Here is a 16237-nt window from a genome sequence, read left to right on the forward strand (position 1 = left end):
TTAAAGACAAGGTGAAAAAACTATGAAACTGTATAGGTGGTTTTTGGTTTTGGTTGCCCTGATCCTCCTGTGGAGCCTGGGGTGGCTGCCTCTGCCCCCTTGAATCGCCACAGTATGCCAGGCGCCCGGGTAGGCGCCTTGGGCCGTATAACCTCATTATGTCGTTTAACAGTTAACTTCCGGGGGAGATTACAGCATGGCAATGGTCAAGTTAAGGATTATGGTGGATCGTTTTCAGGCCGATATCTGGGAACAGGCCCTGGCAAGCGAAAATATCCCCTACCAGATGAAGGGCCTGGAGATGGATGTGTTTGGCGGCACATCCGGACTGGCCAAGGGATACGGGGTTCTTTATGTGGATGAAAGGTCTTATGAACAGGCCAAGGAGCTGGATAAGGGGCTTATGGATCAGCTTCCCTTAAACGGCAGCGCCGGGCGTCTGGTAAGAATGATAGACCACACCCTGCTTGATCCCGCCGCCGGTATGAAGCGCCTGGACGAGTTTTTGGAGCAGGCGCTCGGTATGAGCTGCGCTTCGGTCTGCGTGTTGCCCTGGATGGTTAAATACGCGGATTCCAGGTTAAGGGATTCGGACGTGGGCGTGGGCACGGTGGTGGATTTCCCCCTGGGCGGGGAGACGGCCATGGGCAAAAAGGCCGGGGCGCTCAGGGCCATGCGGGAAGGGGCCACGGAGGTTGATGTGGTTCTGAACCGTGGGCTTGCTCTGCACGGAGAGCTGGATCAGGCTGTGGAAGAGATTCTGGATACAGCCGAGGCTGTCCCGGATCTGGTGGTCAAGGTCATCCTGGAAATCAGGGAATTGGGGCTGGACCTTTCCCGCCGGGCGGCAGAGGCCTTTATCAATACCGGCGTGGATTATCTCAAGACCGGAACCGGTTTTTACGGCTCAACCTCGGTTGAACAGGTGAAGCTTCTAAAAGAAGCGGTCGGGGATCAAATGGGCATCAAGGCTGCCGGCGGCATCCGCACCCTTGATCAGGCCCTGGACCTGGCAGAGGCCGGGGCCGACCGCCTGGGCACCAGCAAGGGGCATGAAATCTGGCTGGAGGTTACGGGGAGTTGAGTCCGGGTAAACTCATGGTGATCGGCCTGGACGGGGTGGGGCTGGACCTGGCCCGTCACTTGGCCGATAAAGGCGTGATGCCGAATCTGCGCGGGCTGATGGCGCAAGGCAAGACCTTTGGCTGTGCTTCTCCCTTGCCCGAGGTCTCTCCGGTCTGCTGGACCAGTATGTTCAGCGGGACCGGTCCCGGCGTTCACGGTATATTCGGCTTTGCCGAGCACAAACCAGGCACCTATGATCTGAAACCCGTTGATTCCTCCATGGTCAGGGCCCCGAGAATTTGGCAGGATATGCACATAAGGAACCAAAGTTCCGTGGTCTTGAACGTGCCCCTGACCTATCCGGCCGAAGAGGTTAAAGGTGTTATGGTAAGCGGTTTTGTGACCCCGGATCTAAGGCGCGGGGTGCGTCCGCTTTTGCTTTTGCCGTCTTTGGTGCAAAAAGACTATCGCCCGGAGGCTGACCTGGATATGGCCTCTGAAAATCCGGTTGAACTGGCTCGGGACCTGGAGAAAGCCCTTTCCGTGCGCCTGGCTGTCTTTGAAGAGATGATGGCCAGGGAATGGGATCTTTTTGTGGGAGTGGTCACAGACACCGACCGGGTCAACCATTTTATGTGGCCCGCCCTGTTTGACCAAGCGCATCCCCTTTCTGAAAATGCCCTGGGCCTTTATGCCCTGGTGGATGCTTTTCTGGGCCGGGTTTGGCAAAGGGTCAGGGGGAGGGTAGAGTCAGGCGAACTCAGTTTGATGATCTTAGCGGATCACGGCTTTGGGCCGGTAAAGTCAGAGGTTTATTTAAACGCCTGGTTGCGGGAAAAGGGATACCTCAAGATAGCCGGTGAGCCGGGTAATGAGGTTATCCTGCCTGAAACCCTGGCCCTGGCCCTGGACCCGGGCCGGATTTACCTGCACACGGCTTCCCGGTTTCCCAATGGAAAGCTGGTTCCGGGGGCCTATGCGGATTCTCTTTTGGCTGAGATCGCAAAGGGGCTTAAGGAGCTTTGTCACGGCTCCTTTGGCAGACAGGAGCCGGTGGTGGAGGCGGTGCATTGGGGCAGGGAGTTGTTTTCAGGGCCATACGCCCATATGGGACCTGATCTGGCGGCAGTGGGGGCCAGGGGGTATTCCCTGCGGGCCGGACTGGATAAACCAGAGGTTTTCGGGCTGAGTCACATAACAGGCACCCACCGCCCCCATGATGCTTTGGCCCTGGTTCTGGGACGTGATATCAGCGGCCGACCGCCGACTGAGGTGGCCGGGTTGCATGGTTTGATGAAACAGGCCCTGGGCATGGCGGATTCCGGGACTTTTGAAACTTAAAACCTGTCGGGGGAGAATATGAAAAAGGGCCGTCTTGGTCTGGGTGTGGTTCTCGCGCTTTTGGGGCTGGCCCTTTTGTGGGGCTCCTCAAACGCGGTGATAAAGGTGGGGGGCAGGGAAATGTCCCCTCTTTTCATGGCCGGAATGAGGTCTGTGCTGGCCTCTTTTTGCCTGTGGATCTGGCTCAAGCTCAAGGGCATATCCCTGTTTCCAAGCCTTGTCATAGTGGGACACGGCATAATGGTGGGTTTTTTGTTTGGCCTGGAGTTTGGTCTGGTTTACAAGGCCCTGGAGCAGATCATGGCCTCCCGGGCCTATATCCTCACCTACACCGCTCCCTTTTTCGTGGCCCTGGGCGCGCATTTTTTCCTTAAGGACGACCGTCTGGACCTGATCAAGGTATTGGGGCTGATGCTGGCTTTTGTGGGGGTGGTGGTGCTTTTTCTGGGTGATCTTTCCGGTTTCGCCCTGGCTGTATTGCCCGGTGATTTTTTGGCCCTGGCCGCCGCGGCCTCCTGGGCCGCCACCACGGTGTATCTGAAACGCTTTTTAGTCGGCAAGGTAGAGCCCTTGCGCACCCTGTTTTACCAGGTTTTCTTTTCAATCCCCTTTTTACTCGGCATGAGCCTTTTATGGGAAGACCCCATGGTAACGGACCTGACCTGGGTGGGGGTCGGCTCCCTTTTGTTCCAGGGAGTGGTGATAGCCTTTTTGAGTTACCTGGCTTGGTTTGAGCTGGTTCATCGCCATCCGGTGAGCCTTTTACACGCCTTTTCTTTTTTGACTCCCATCTGCGGAGTTTTTCTTTCGGGCTGGCTTTTCATGGGTGAGCCCATTGGCTACCAGACGATTCTGGCCCTGGGCCTGGTGGCAGGCGGCCTGGCCCTTATCAACCGAGGCCCAAGGGTAAAACCCGGTGTCGACGCCTCTGTTGTAAATACCGGTGATTTGCCAGCCAAGGGGCGCAGAGGTTAAAATTTAGCTTGCCACCTGCCCGGCCCAGGTTTGGCCGGGCAATATAAAATCAAGGAAGACCCCGGTTCTTGCCTTTCAGGCCCGGGGATGCCGATAAATTTACGAGGAAAGAGGAGACTATGCTGGACCCGGCCGCGCCGAGCGCCTTGGATCTGACGAATTTTTCCACTTATATTCAGTCTTGTGTGGATTTGGCCAATCAAAGGCTTACAAACACCCAAACCCCTGAGGAGGCGGCGGGGCTTGAGGATGAGCTCAACTCCTATCCCAGGTTGAATATGCTTTCCGAGCCCAGGGATATTTTTGTGGTGGATGAAAGCTCCGTGGGTGAAGAGGAAAAGAAAACAGCGGTCAGCGCCCTGTTAAACGGCGAGGTGCTTTTGGAGCATACCTGCGCCGGTGAGGCGACCCGCCTGGGTCTGGGAACCAAATACCTGATAAATCCGTTGAAAGACCTGACATCAGAGGTGATGGAGCGGCTCTTGCCCCGGGGAGCGGACTGCCCGGTGAGGCCCGGGGATCTGCATGACATGAGCCTGGGGCGCAGACACATGCTTCAGCTTACCTGGGATCTTTCCGCCCTGGCCCGGATAAACAGCCTTGATCCCGATGAGGTTTTGAAAAAACAAAAACTCCTGGTGATTGTGAATGAGGCGGCCGGGGAAAAGGTTTTGGAGGATTTTCAGGAGGCGGCTTATTACGGTTTTGAGCGGGAAAAAGTTTTCTTCATGGTTCAGAAGTCGTTCCACGGCCTGAGCCGCGGGGACCAGGGCTGGTTCTATGATGATCACAGCCCCAAGCGCTTGCACAATCACGGCCAGATGTTCATGCAGACCACCATGGATCATCAGTTGTTCAGGTTGGATGAAAAAGGCTCCCCCAAAACCCTGCCCTGGGCCGAATACCAGGAGGTTCTCTCCGGTTGCATTGACAAGGTGTCCTTTAATATCGAGGATTTGGACTACCTTGACACCTCTTTGGACCTGACCGGCCTGGCCGCGGCCCTTAAGCTGGCCGAAGAAGGGGTGGGCATGATCATGGAGGTGGTGGCCAATAACCCCGCCAACCCCCAAAAGGGCGGCCTTTGCGCCTGGGACGCGGGCCTGGACCGAAACGTGATGATAGAGTCATTTCAATTGGCGGGCCTGCCCAATTCCGAGATCAAGTTTCTCAATAAAAACATAAATCACTACCCCAACCCGCTCACCGCCGCCAAGGCGGCCAGGGAAAAGGGCCTGGCCATGTCCATGACCGTAAAGGGCGGATTCTTGTATTTCCAGCCGGTGCAGGGGGACGTTAATTTCCTGGTGCCGACCGCCTATGTGCGCCGGGCCAAACTGAACCCCATAAGCTCCTGGAAATCCGGGGCCAACACCATTGACGCACTCAAGGCCATGGCCGCACAGGAGGCCAGGCCCGGCTTTATGGCCTGGGCCAGGGACTTGTTGGGCCTGGGGGTGTAGTTGCCCGCAAAAGAAAACCATAACGGCCTTACTGTGGATGTGGCAGTGGCCAGGCCCCTTTGGCAGCCCTTGAGCTATATGGTCGGCCCTGAGCTGGCAAAGCTGATTCGCCCCCTCACCAGGCTTGTGGTGCCGGTGAGGGGCAAAAACGTGCTTGGCTTTGCCTTGAGCCGTCCGGAAGAACGTTCAACCAAGGGGTTGAAACCCATAAAGGACGTGTTGGACGATCCCCGGAACGGTTCAGCCTGGCCCGAGGGGCTTCTACGTTTTTTCCAAAGGGCTTCAGCCTATTACCAGACTCCTTTGGGCCAGGTTCTGGCCTGGGCTCTGCCTGCCGGGCTCGGCGGGCTGGGCAAGGCTTCCGGATCTTCTCCCAGGGCAAAGGAAGAGGTGGTGATAAGCCTGCGCCAGGGCAGGGAAGAGGATTTACCCCGAAAAAACACCCAGGCCGCTCAGTTGCTGGAAAAAATTGGCCAGGCTGATTCCCTGGCTTTGTCCGAGCTGCGCAGTGAGTTTCCCCGGGTCTCCCAACTGGCCCGCCAACTGGAGCAAAGGGGCTGGGCCGTCTTGAGTCACCGGCTGGTGGTGAAGGATCTATGCGGAAGGGAGTTGTTCCCCGAGCCCAGGCCGGAGAAATTGACCGAGGAACAGGCCAATGCCTTGGACCGCCTGGAACCAGCCGTCAAGGCTGCTGAATTTAAATCTTTTCTGATCCACGGGGTTACCGGCAGCGGTAAGACGGAGTTGTATCTGCGGGCAGTTGAGGCTGCCTTGGAAAAGGGCAGGCAGGCCCTGGTTCTGACCCCTGAGATAGGGCTTTGTTTAAGGTTGGAGGGCCTTTTCAGGGCCAGGCTGGGTCAGGGCAATGTGGCTGTGTTGCATTCCGGCCTCACTCCGGCCGCTCGCAGGGGACAGTGGATGGCGATCAGTTCGGGACGGGTCAAGGTGGTGGTCGGGGCCAGGAGCGCTGTTTTTGCCCCGCTTTCGGATCCGGGTGTGATCTGCGTGGATGAGGAACAGGACGAGGCCTATAAACAGGAAGACCGCATGGGCTACCACGCCAGGGATCTGGCCCTGTTGCGGGGCCAGGAACAGAAATGCCCGGTTGTTCTCGGTACGGCCACGCCCGCGGTGGTGACCAGGCATCGCGCCCAGTCCGGAGCCATGGAGCTGATAAGCCTTAAGAAAAGAGTTAAGGATGTTCCTTTGCCCGCCATGCAGGTGGTGGATATGCGCAAGGCGGGCGTGCTGGCCGGGGGATTTTTAAGCCCGGTGCTCTATGCCACCCTAAAAAAAACCGTGGCTAAAAATGGGCAGGTGCTTTTGTTTTTAAACCGCAGGGGGTTTGCTCCCGCCCTGATCTGCCAGGACTGCGGTAAACCGTTGGGCTGCCCTCATTGCTCCTTGAGCCTTACCTATCACAGGCAGTCCAATTCCCTTAAATGCCATACCTGCGGCTTTCAGCGCTCGGTGCCTGAAAAGTGCCCCCAGTGCGGGGCGGGAATCGAGGCCTTTAAGCCCATAGGCCTGGGAACCGAGTCCGTAGCCCGGAAATTGGCGGAGATGGAGCCTGACCTGCGTCTGGCCCGCCTGGATACCGATACCGCAGGCGATCACCGAAAACTCTCCAAAATGCTCAAATTGATTTTGGATCATGAAGTGGATGTGGTGATCGGCACCCAGATGATCAGCAAAGGCCATCATTTTCCGGATCTTAAGCTGGTGGGAGTGCTCATGGCGGACCAGGCCTTGAGCCTGCCTGATTTCAGGGCCGCTGAAAGGGCCTACACCCTTTTGAGCCAGGTGGCGGGCAGGGCCGGCAGGGAAGGCGGTGGGGGCAAGGTGATTGTCCAGACCTATGACCCTGAGCATCACGCCCTGGTCGGGGCCCTGAACCATGAGCCCGATTGGTTTTACGAGACGGAGATCGCAGAGAGAAAGGCCCTTAATTACCCGCCCTTCACCCGCTTGGTAAGTTTAAGGCTGGAAGGGGAAAAAGAAGAGCGGGTGGCAAAGGCCGCTGGGTTTTTGGCGGGGCATCTCAGAAAGGCCCAGGCCCGGCTGGAGCCCGGCGCAATGGTTTTGGGGCCTGCGCCCGCCCCGGTGGTCAAGGTGCAGGACAGGTTCCGCTATCTGCTTTTGCTCAAGGCCTTAAGCGCAGGCGGTGCGGCCAGGATAATGAGGCTGGCTCTGCACAATACGGGTCCATTGCCTTTTGGCGTGCGCCTCAGGGTGGATGTGGACCCGGTGAACCTGCTTTAAGAACTTGGCGGAAGTCCCTGTTAAGAGGTTTTCGATCAGGACCCGATTAAAAGCCTGTACCAGGTTCCCGAGGGGTCGCTCATTACCATCTTAACCGTAATGGCCAGTGAAATTACTATGATCAAAGGCCTGATCAGTTTGGCGCCGTGGTTCACCACCAGGTTGGAACCAAGTCTGGCCCCCAGGAATTGACCACAGGCCATGACCAAGCCCAGCCCCCAGACCACTGTCCCGCCCGCGATGAAAAGGGCCAGGGCGGAAAGGTTGCTGACCAAGTTCAGGATTTTGGAGTGGGCCGTGGCCTGCGTCAGGTTAAGCCCCAGAAACCAGACATAGGCCAGGGCGAAAAATGAGCCTGATCCAGGCCCGAAAAAGCCGTCGTAAAAGCCCAGGCCCGCCCCTGCGGTCAGGGCAAAGGCCCGGTGGCTGATCCGCCGACGAGCCTCCACTTCACCGGCTCTAGGCGAAAAAATGAAAAAAAGCGCTGTCATGACCAGCAAAACCGGGATAAGGTCGGCCAGAAAGCGGGCACGACTCACCTGTACTAAAACAGCGCCCAAAGCCGAGCCCAGGAAGGTGCAGAAAATGGCCTCCTTCATTTGACTGAGGTCTGCCTGGCCTTTTTTAAGGTAGTTGAAAGAAGAGCTGAAGGTGCCAAAGGTGCCTTGCAGTTTGGTGGTGCCCAGGGCCTGGGCCGGAGACATGCCGGTCCAGAGCAGGGCGGGCAGGGCCAGAAGGCCTCCTCCACCGGCTATGGAGTCCACAAAACCGGCGGCCGTGGCCACCAAAAACAGGAAAACAGCGGTTTCCCAGGTAAAGAATTCCAATTGCTCAGCTCCTGCGGGACAAGGGTGCTTCCGCCCGCACGTCAGGGTGCCTGAAGAGTGCCAAAATCAGGGGATGCGGGTAACCGGAACAGGTTTTTTAAAGACAGTCTATGTGGGTGAGAGAAAGATTTCCAGCTTATAATTTTTAAGGGGTTCCATATAAACCATGTCCATGCTTTTACGGACTTTTTTACATATATCAGGGATTGGGGCCAAGCGGGAATTGATGCTGTGGCAGGCAGGCATAAACACCTGGCGGGATTTTATGCAAAAGGGGCCGGAGCTTTTGTCGCCGCGTATTTTCGGCCTGGGTAAACCAGTGATAAAAAGATCCCTGGCCGCACTGGCAAGCCCCGCCGGGTTGAGCGAACTGGCCAAAATGATCCCCGCCAGGGAGCAATGGCGTTTTTATCCCCATTTTGCGAAAGTTGTTTTTTTGGATATAGAAACCGGTTTTAATGCCCTGGAATGGGGAGGTATCACTGTGGTGGGGCTTTATGACGGCAACAAGGTGGAGCAGTTCATAAGCGGCCGTAACCTGAATGAGGTTCGGCACGCCCTGCGCGGTTATGATATTGTCTGCACCTTCAGCGGCACCAGTTTTGATCTGCCGGTTTTGAAAAAGGTTTTCTCTGATATTTATCTGCCGCCGGCCCACATTGATTTGAGGTGGGTCTTGAAAAGGCTGGGTTACACCGGCGGGCTTAAGCGCATAGAAAAGGAATTTGGTCTGGACAGGCCCGCTGATGTCCGGGATATGGACGGCCTGGAGGCGGTGAGGCTGTGGCAGGCCCATGAAAAGGGCGACCCAGATGCCCTGGCCTTGCTCTGCGAATACAATGCCTGTGATATCCTGAATTTAAAACCTTTGCTCGAGTTCAGCGTGAGTGAGCTGGAAAAAAGGCTTATGGCAAGGGCCGGTCTGACAGGCTAAACTGCCAATACGTTGTTAAACAACAGGTTTTACTTAATTGCATATTATTTCATCTTTTGGGTCAAGCGGCCAAAAGGCGGATTTTCATGGAGGAGATAAATTGGATTTGATTCAGGGTGTTAAAGTCAAGGAGCTTAAGGTCATACCTGATGAGCGCGGCCGCCTGATGGAGATGCTGAGGGTTGACGACGAAATCTTCGCCGGTTTTGGCCAGGTTTACCTGACCACAACCAACCCAGGTGTGGTCAAGGCATGGCATTTACACAAACAGCAGACCGACAATGTGGTCTGCGTGGCCGGTATGATCAGGCTTGGGCTTTATGACGATCGCAAGGACTCCCCGACTTTTGGTATGGTGAACCAGTTTTTCATGGGGGTGCACAAGCCCCTTTTGGTGCAGATCCCCGCCTTTGTCTATCACGGCTGGAAATGCGTAAGCCAAGAGGAAGCCTTGATCGTAAATACGGTTACTAAACCATATAACCCCGAAAATCCTGATGAATTCAGGTTGGATCCCCATGATAATCATATTCCCTTAAACTGGGAGCGTAAAGACGGGTAAAGGCTGCCCGGCCTTTACACTCCAATTGGCCTTGGTCAAAAGTGGCGGGACACGGCAGGGGGTGCGTTTTTCTTGAGCATTGGCTTTGTTTGTATTGGCGGACCGCACCGCAGGCCTGCTGACGCTCCCTTTGCCTTTCCGATAAAAAACCGATGCAGGACAGGTTGTTTGACTTTGCCTGCCCCGCCGGGATACATAGGAGTCAGTAAAAGCCCAGGTAAAAGGAAAAGACATGAAATCTGATTGCTTGCACTTCACAGGCAGCCAAAATAAACGGTTGGGGAGGTATGCTTACAAACTCAGCCTGCTTCTTTTTTTGTGCCTTTTTCTTGCAACCGCCTGCAATTCCTCCAAGCCCCCTCAAGATTCCAAGACTCGGGCTTTTGTGCGCCATATCCAGAATGTTTACCAAAAAGCCTCTGAAAAACTGGCTTCTCCCCTGGCGGACCGGGACAGGGGGCGGGTTATACTGGCCTTGGCCGACATTTTTAGGAATCAGGCTGGTTCTGAGGCCTCCTTTCAGTTCAGCCTGGGGGTGGTGGATGAAAAGGGGCGGGTTATTGCTTCTCGCGTGCCCTCGCCTGATGAACCCTCTGGAATTTGCGGAAAAGGGCTGAATCAGGATTACAGTAAATACAAGGTTTTTAGCAAGGCCCTTTCTGGAGGCAGGCTCAGCACGGGCAGGCTTTATATTGAAAACGCCTCCTTTTTCGTGGTCTGCGGGCCTGTAAAGGAAAAGGGCAAGGTTGTGGGGGCCTTGGGCATCATGATAAACGTAGAGTTGGCCAGTGAAAGATCCGGAGTTTCGGTCGAGGAACTTCTTGAAATAAATATGAATTTCTGAAGACAAGGCAAGAGGCGTGAAGCTGGAGACCTCCCAACTGGAAACAGAGATCCAAACCACTTCCCAAGGCGGTTTGAACTGGCGACTCAGAGGCTGCCTGGACCTGACCACCATGGAAAAGGCCCTGACAGGTTTTGATCGCCTGATAGAGGAACACCACCCCTCGTCCATATCAATTGATTGCCGGGATCTCTCCTATCTGGACAGCGCCGGGGCCATGACCCTTTTAATGCTGGAGCAAAAGGCCGGGAAAAAAGCTATAAGCGTTTCCCTTGAATATTTAAGCCCCGACGCAGCCGCGCTCAAATCTCTTATTGAACTGGATCAGGTGGAGAAAACCGCCTTAAAGCCGGTGGCCAAATCCGCGGGGTTTGTGGAAAACCTGGGCCGGGCCACCCTTGACCTCAAGAGCGATCTGGCTCAATCCGTTTCCTTTTTAGGCGAGTTTTTTATCAGTATCGGCAAGATATTCAAAAGGCCCGGGCTTCTGCGTTTGGGAGATGTGGCCTTTTACATGGAGCAGGTGGGGGTTAACGGGCTGCCCATAATAGGTCTGATCGGCTTTCTTTTGGGTATGATCATGGCCTTTATGTCTTCTTTGCAGCTTAAGGACTTCGGGGCCAATATCTATGTGGCCTCCCTGGTCGCCGTGGCCATGGTCCGCGAGCTGGGGCCGATAATGACAGCTATTTTGGTGGCCGGACGTTCCGGGTCTTCTTTTGCCGCCGAGATAGGCACCATGAAGGTGAACGAGGAGGTGGACGCATTATCGGTGATGGGATTTGATCCCATGATTTTCCTGGCCATGCCCAAGGTGCTGGCAGCGATAATCATGGTGCCTATTCTTACGGTGTACGCCAATATCATGGCCATCATAGGAGGGCTTTTGGTGGGCGTAATCGGCCTTGACCTGACTGCCTATGCCTATTTGAATCAAACAATCAGCAGCCTTGACCCCTTTTGGATCGGCAGCGGAATAGTAAAATCCGGTGTATTCGCCCTGATTATCTCCGGAGTGGGATGTCAGCAGGGATTTTTGGTAAGGGGAGGGGCCCAGTCGGTGGGGCAGGCCACCACCAAAGCGGTTGTGGCCGCCATGTTTTTGATAATTGTGGCTGATTCGGCTTTTGCCGTGATTTTGCATTATGTGGAGTGAATGTGCCTGATTCTTCGGCTCAAAACCAGGTTCTCATGGAAAGGTCCATAATAAAAGTAAAGGGACTTACTGCCAGATTTGGTGAGAGCACCATTTTGCAAAATGTCAGCTTTGAGGTGGAGAAGGGTGAGATTGTGATCATAGCCGGGGGCAGCGGCTGTGGAAAATCAACCCTGGTGAGGCATATGATAGGCATTCATCAGCCCGCCGCCGGCAGCGTGGTTATAGCCGGAGTGGACGTGGTGAACGCATCGAGCCGGGATCTCTCTTATTTCAGGCGCAATATCGGGGTGTTGTTCCAGTCCGGGGCCCTTTTGGGGTCATACACCATCTTGGAGAACGTAATGCTGCCCTTGCAGGAGTTCTCCGGGCTCAGCCTGGAAAATGTTGAACAGGTGGCCAGGCTTAAGCTCTCTTTAGTGGGGCTTTCAGGCTATGGCAATCACCTGCCGTCAGAGGTTTCCGGCGGTATGCTCAAAAGGGCCGGTTTGGCCAGGGCCATGGTCCTGGACCCCAAGGTGCTGTTTTTTGACGAGCCCTCGGCGGGCTTGGACCCCATAACCTCGGCAGAACTGGATCGCCTGCTCTTGAGCATCAATCAGGGCCTGGGCACCACCATGGTTGTGATCACCCATGAACTGCCTAGTATCTTCAACCTTGCGCACAGGGTTATTATGTTGGATAAGGAGCCCAAGGGAATCATAGCCATCGGCAGCCCGGTTGAGCTGCGGGACAAGTCAAAAGATCCCAGGGTGATTAATTTCTTTCGCCGCGAACCTCTGGGACAGGAGTAAAAGGCATGCCTAAAAAGGCGTCTTCCTTTAAAGTGGGCCTGTTTGTTTTGCTGGGTCTGGCGTTAATGCTGGGCGGTATGTTTTTTCTTGGAATTTCCAGGTATTTTGACCGTTCTCCCTATTATTCCACTTTTTTTAACGAATCGGTCCAGGGGCTTTCCCGGGATTCGGTGGTGAAATACCTGGGTGTTTCGGTGGGCCGGGTGGTTGAGATAAGGGTGGCCCCGGATTATGAGTTGATCGAGGTGGTCATGGAGGTTAAGTTCGCCGGAGATCCCAGTCAGGAACTGGTGGCCCAGTTAAAGGCCGTGGGCATAACCGGGCTTTCCTTTGTGGAGCTGACCCGTCGCCAGCCGGGCGACGCAGATGAATCGCCTGTGATCAATTTTGCGGCCGAGTATCCGATTATCCCTTCCAAGCCTTCGGAAACAGCAAGGATTTTTTCCAGTCTTGAATCCATAACCAGCCAATTGCGCAAGATTAATTTTGCCGAAATGGCAACCACTGTTCAGGATATTTTAGACGCGACCAAGGAGATGGTCACTGATAAGCGTCTGGCCAAGAGCCTGGAACACATGGAAAAGGCTGCCGACAACCTGGAAAAGATCAGTACGGAAGCCAAACGCCAGCTCATGGAGTTCAAGGGCGGAAGACTGGGCAAGGATTTGAGGGCGCTCAGCAAGGACGCCAGGGATATGGTGGCCAAGGGCCGGGAGCTGATCGCGACTGTTGAAAATGAAGTCAAGTCCATGAAACTGGGTGCGACCAGCGAACAGGTGCGGAATCTGGTGGACAAGGATGTCAGGCGCATGATCAACACCCTGGATCAGGACAGCCAGGAGTTGATGAATCAGCTTATCAATACCAGCCAGGGACTTGAACAGGCGGCCAACGAGCTTAACCAATTGTTGCGCAGGCTCAAACAGAGTCCTTCTCAGGCCATTTTGGGTAAACCGGTTCCGCCAAGGGTGATCAAGTAACAGAAAGGCTGCTGAATTATGAACTTAGTGAAACAGAAAAAAAATGGCCTTTTATGTCTTGGTCTGGTCCTTTTGTTTTTTTGCGGGGGGTGCTTGGGCTCTCAGGCCCCGATAATGGTTCGTCAATGGTCCTTGGAGTACGATCCCCCGGCCAAGCCCGGTGATGTGAATCCCCTGGCAGACCAGACTATCTCCCTTAAGCGCTTTACCGCCAGCATGGATTTCATTACCGATGACATGGTCTATCGCCCGGATGATTATGAAAGGGGGGTTTATCCCTACAACCGTTGGCGGGTGCGCCCGGCGGAGATGGTGGGGGATATGCTTCTGCGCGATATCAAGGCCGCAGATATGTTCAAGGCGGCCTTTGGACCGGAAAGGGCCGATGATGCCAGGTTTGTGTTGGAAGGCGGAGTGAGCCGCTTTTTGGAGGTGGACGCAAAGGAAAACTGGCAGGCAGAGCTTGAGCTGAGCCTGACCCTTTTGGACAGGCAGGAAAAGCACCTGCCCCAGAGAATTCTTTTTCAAAAACAATATGAGGCCATGATCCCCATAAAGGAAAAAGGCGCTGCCGGCCTGGCCAAGGCCATGAGTCTGGCCATGAGTCGAATCTCGGAAAAGGTGCTGGTTGATCTCAAGCTGGCCTGCGAAAAGGCGGTCTTGAAAAAACAGGAAGATTAAGCAGAGAGCACCCCTAAAATCGGAGATTTTTGGGGACCGGGGTGGTGGGGTGTTGAATTGCGAGGTTTACTCGAGCCGAGGGATTCGAGGCAATTGGCGGCAGAGAAAGTCCGATTTGTTCAGTAAAAAAAGCCCCGGCCGGGGTTTGAATTCCGGCCGGGGCTTTTATTCACCGCGATTCAATGAAAAGGGATCAAAATTCTTCAAAGCCGTCAAGAGTGTCGGTCTGGAAAAATTCGTCTTCCATCATGTTTGATGCCTGTGATTTTTGGGCGACAGCGGCGTTTTTCACCGGCTGCCTGGACTGGGGAGCGGGCAAGGGCCTTCGGGCGGCAGGTGAAGAGTCCTGTTTGGCCCCCTGTTCCCTTACCTTGAACTGGCTGATCTGGTTGCGCAGGTTTTCAGCCGCACTGGCCATCTCCTCGGCCGCGCTGGCGGATTCTTCCACCAAAGCGGCGTTTTGCTGAACGCCTTCGTCCATCTGAGCCACGGCCCGGTTCACCTCTTCAATACCCTGGGCCTGTTCCTGGCTGCTGGCGGCCATTTCGCCTATGGTGCGGGCCACTCCCTGGACATTGGTGATGATTTCCTTCAAAAGCTCCCCGCTCTCATTGACCAGCTCATTGCCCAAGTCCACCTTGCTTACGCTGTCTGAGATGAGATGCTGAATTTCCTTGGCCGCAGTTGCCGAGCGCCCGGCCAGGTTGCGCACTTCACCGGCCACCACGGCAAAGCCGCGCCCGGCCTCTCCCGCCCGGGCCGCCTCAACTGCCGCGTTAAGGGCCAGCAGGTTGGTCTGGAAGGCTATTTCATTTACCACGTTAATGATTTCTGCGATTTTGTGGCTGCTCTCGGTCACGGCCTTCATGGCTTCAGTGGTGCGGGCCACACTCTCCCCACCGTTTTTGGCCATCTCGGAAGTCTGGTCGGCCAGGCGGCTGGCGTCTTCGGCATTGGCGGCATTTGTCTTGACCAGGCTGGTCAGTTCCTCCATGGCGCTGGCTGTTTCCTCCACGGCGCTGGCTTGCTGTTGGGTGCGGTCGTTTAAGTCCTGGTTGCCCTGGCTGATCTCACCGGCTGAGCCGCCGACCACCTCTGAGCTGAGTTTTACTTCGGAGATAATATCATGCAGCTTGACCAAAAAGCCGTTGAACTCACCGGCCAGCTCGCCTATTTCATCACGGGAGTTGACCTTGATGCGCTTTGTAAGGTCCCCCTTACCTTGGGCAATATCCTTCAGGCGTTCCAATACTTCCCTAAGCGGTCCGCTGATGGCCTTGGCAATGAGATAGCTGATCAAAAATCCCAGGATGACGCTGATTACGGAGACTGCGAGAATTATCGTAAGTATGCGGTCATTTTCCGCCTGCAACCTGGGGCCAAGCTCATCCTGTTCCGCTTTTACCGACTGTTGGATTTGAACCAGAAGATCAACAACCGCCGGTCCCAGGCGGTCCAGTTTCTGGTTATAAACCCGGTTTGATTCCCGGGTCAGATCAAGCAGATTTTTCACCCCTTCCGTATAAACCCGGCGGTCGGCCTGGATGGAACTCATGATTTGTTTTTGTTGTGCGTCTATAAGATGCTGATTCAGGCTGGTCAGGCTGTCGGCCAGGCTTGCCAGTGCGGATTCCATTTTTTCGGCATCTGCCTGGTCACTGGTTTTCAGGAAGGTGAGAGCCGCATGCCTGGCCAGCAAAAGATGCCTTAGGGCAAGTCCGGAATTAACAGAGGCCGCAGTGTTGTTTCTTTCTTCTGAAATGCGCAGGAGCCGGGCCAGATTTTGGTCCAGGAGAGCGCCTTTGGGGACCAGCACCTCTGCCAGGAGTTTTTCTCGTTTGACTGTCAGGTCAACAATCTTGTCAAAACTGGACTCATATTGTTTAACATGTTTCCTTACCTGATCTAAAAGGGCTCTTCTTTGTTTGCTGCCGGTTTTTTGTTCATAGCTGTCCAGATAATCATGCATCTTTTTAATATAGGCCGCGAATTCCTCTTGATCCTTTATTTGGCCCTTGAGGACAAAATCCTTGACCTGCATGCGCACCATGAGCACGTCAGTTTCCAAAGAACCAGCCAGGTTGGTCTCCAGGGCCAGGGACCGATAGGTTCTGAAACCTTGGGAAGAACTGTTAAGTGCATACCAGCTGACCGTAGCCACGGTTATGAGCAATATTAAAACCAGGCTGAAACCAAGCAGGGTTTTGGTTCCCAACCGCATGTTCCGGAACATCTTTTTTCTCCAGGTATAAATAAAACCAAATCGCGAGTCTTAACCTGATCCTAAAAATCAGTATAAATCAGAAAGGCTGCGAATCCTATTATGATCCCTCTTATTAGTTAGTCAACCTGT

Annotated in this window: 14 protein-coding genes; 12 read left to right on the forward strand and 2 right to left on the reverse strand. The window is 54.7% G+C overall.

Features of this window, described 5'->3' with window-relative positions; translation table 11 throughout:
* Positions 1-196 precede the first annotated feature (196 nt).
* From deoC to priA, 5 genes are all read left to right on the forward strand, one after another.
* Positions 197-1084 (forward strand): deoxyribose-phosphate aldolase, encoded by an 888-nt coding sequence (gene deoC / locus X474_RS00620; protein ID WP_082464061.1) that lies wholly within the window; start codon positions 197-199, stop codon positions 1082-1084.
* A complete protein-coding gene (locus X474_RS00625; protein ID WP_052514692.1) occupies positions 1081-2406 on the forward strand; it encodes an alkaline phosphatase family protein in 1326 nt (441 codons plus the stop codon). Before deoC ends, X474_RS00625 begins: the two co-directional genes overlap by 4 nt.
* Positions 2407-2424: 18 nt before the next feature.
* Positions 2425-3381 carry a DMT family transporter gene (locus X474_RS00630; protein ID WP_052514694.1) on the forward strand — a complete coding sequence of 319 codons (957 nt, stop codon included), beginning with the start codon at positions 2425-2427 and terminating at the stop codon, positions 3379-3381.
* A gap of 119 nt (positions 3382-3500) precedes the next feature.
* Positions 3501-4844: a hypothetical protein gene (locus tag X474_RS00635; RefSeq protein ID WP_044346114.1), complete on the forward strand. Its 1344-nt coding sequence runs from the start codon at positions 3501-3503 to the stop codon at positions 4842-4844.
* A complete protein-coding gene (gene priA / locus X474_RS00640; RefSeq protein WP_044346115.1) occupies positions 4845-7106 on the forward strand; it encodes a replication restart helicase PriA in 2262 nt (753 codons plus the stop codon). It begins immediately after the preceding gene.
* Positions 7107-7141: 35 nt separating this feature from the next.
* On the opposite strand, the gene X474_RS00645 is transcribed toward priA, so the two are convergent.
* The gene (locus X474_RS00645; RefSeq protein ID WP_044346116.1) at positions 7142-7933 is read right to left on the reverse strand and encodes a TSUP family transporter; all 792 of its coding nucleotides are present in this window, start codon (positions 7931-7933) and stop codon (positions 7142-7144) included.
* 226 nt (positions 7934-8159) lie between these two features.
* On the opposite strand from X474_RS00645, the gene X474_RS00650 reads away from it, so the two are divergent.
* From X474_RS00650 to X474_RS00680, 7 genes are all read left to right on the forward strand, one after another.
* Complete coding sequence (locus tag X474_RS00650; protein WP_197281906.1) at positions 8160-8867, forward strand: ribonuclease H-like domain-containing protein; 708 nt, start codon at positions 8160-8162, stop codon at positions 8865-8867.
* Between the two features lie 106 nt (positions 8868-8973).
* On the forward strand, positions 8974-9429 hold the full coding sequence (locus tag X474_RS00655; RefSeq protein ID WP_044346335.1) for a dTDP-4-dehydrorhamnose 3,5-epimerase family protein: 456 nt from the start codon (positions 8974-8976) through the stop codon (positions 9427-9429).
* A 232-nt stretch (positions 9430-9661) separates the two neighbouring features.
* On the forward strand, positions 9662-10273 hold the full coding sequence (locus X474_RS00660) for a PDC sensor domain-containing protein (protein WP_044346117.1): 612 nt from the start codon (positions 9662-9664) through the stop codon (positions 10271-10273).
* 16 nt (positions 10274-10289) lie between these two features.
* Positions 10290-11429, forward strand: coding sequence for an ABC transporter permease (locus X474_RS00665; RefSeq protein WP_197281908.1), 1140 nt, complete (start codon positions 10290-10292; stop codon positions 11427-11429).
* 2 nt (positions 11430-11431) lie between these two features.
* On the forward strand, positions 11432-12223 hold the full coding sequence (locus X474_RS00670) for an ABC transporter ATP-binding protein (RefSeq protein ID WP_231688271.1): 792 nt from the start codon (positions 11432-11434) through the stop codon (positions 12221-12223).
* 5 nt (positions 12224-12228) lie between these two features.
* Entirely contained in the window at positions 12229-13203 is a 975-nt protein-coding gene (locus X474_RS00675; protein ID WP_044346118.1) for an MlaD family protein, read from the forward strand.
* Between the two features lie 114 nt (positions 13204-13317).
* The gene (locus tag X474_RS00680) at positions 13318-13884 is read left to right on the forward strand and encodes an ABC-type transport auxiliary lipoprotein family protein (protein ID WP_197281909.1); all 567 of its coding nucleotides are present in this window, start codon (positions 13318-13320) and stop codon (positions 13882-13884) included.
* Between the two features lie 193 nt (positions 13885-14077).
* Here the strand turns inward: X474_RS00680 and X474_RS00685 are convergent, their stop codons facing one another.
* Positions 14078-16117 (reverse strand): HAMP domain-containing methyl-accepting chemotaxis protein, encoded by a 2040-nt coding sequence (locus X474_RS00685; protein WP_044346120.1) that lies wholly within the window; start codon positions 16115-16117, stop codon positions 14078-14080.
* Between the last annotated feature and the right edge of the window lie 120 nt (positions 16118-16237).

This window comes from Dethiosulfatarculus sandiegensis (genome assembly GCF_000931935.2).
Lineage (GTDB): Bacteria > Desulfobacterota > Desulfarculia > Desulfarculales > Desulfarculaceae > Dethiosulfatarculus > Dethiosulfatarculus sandiegensis.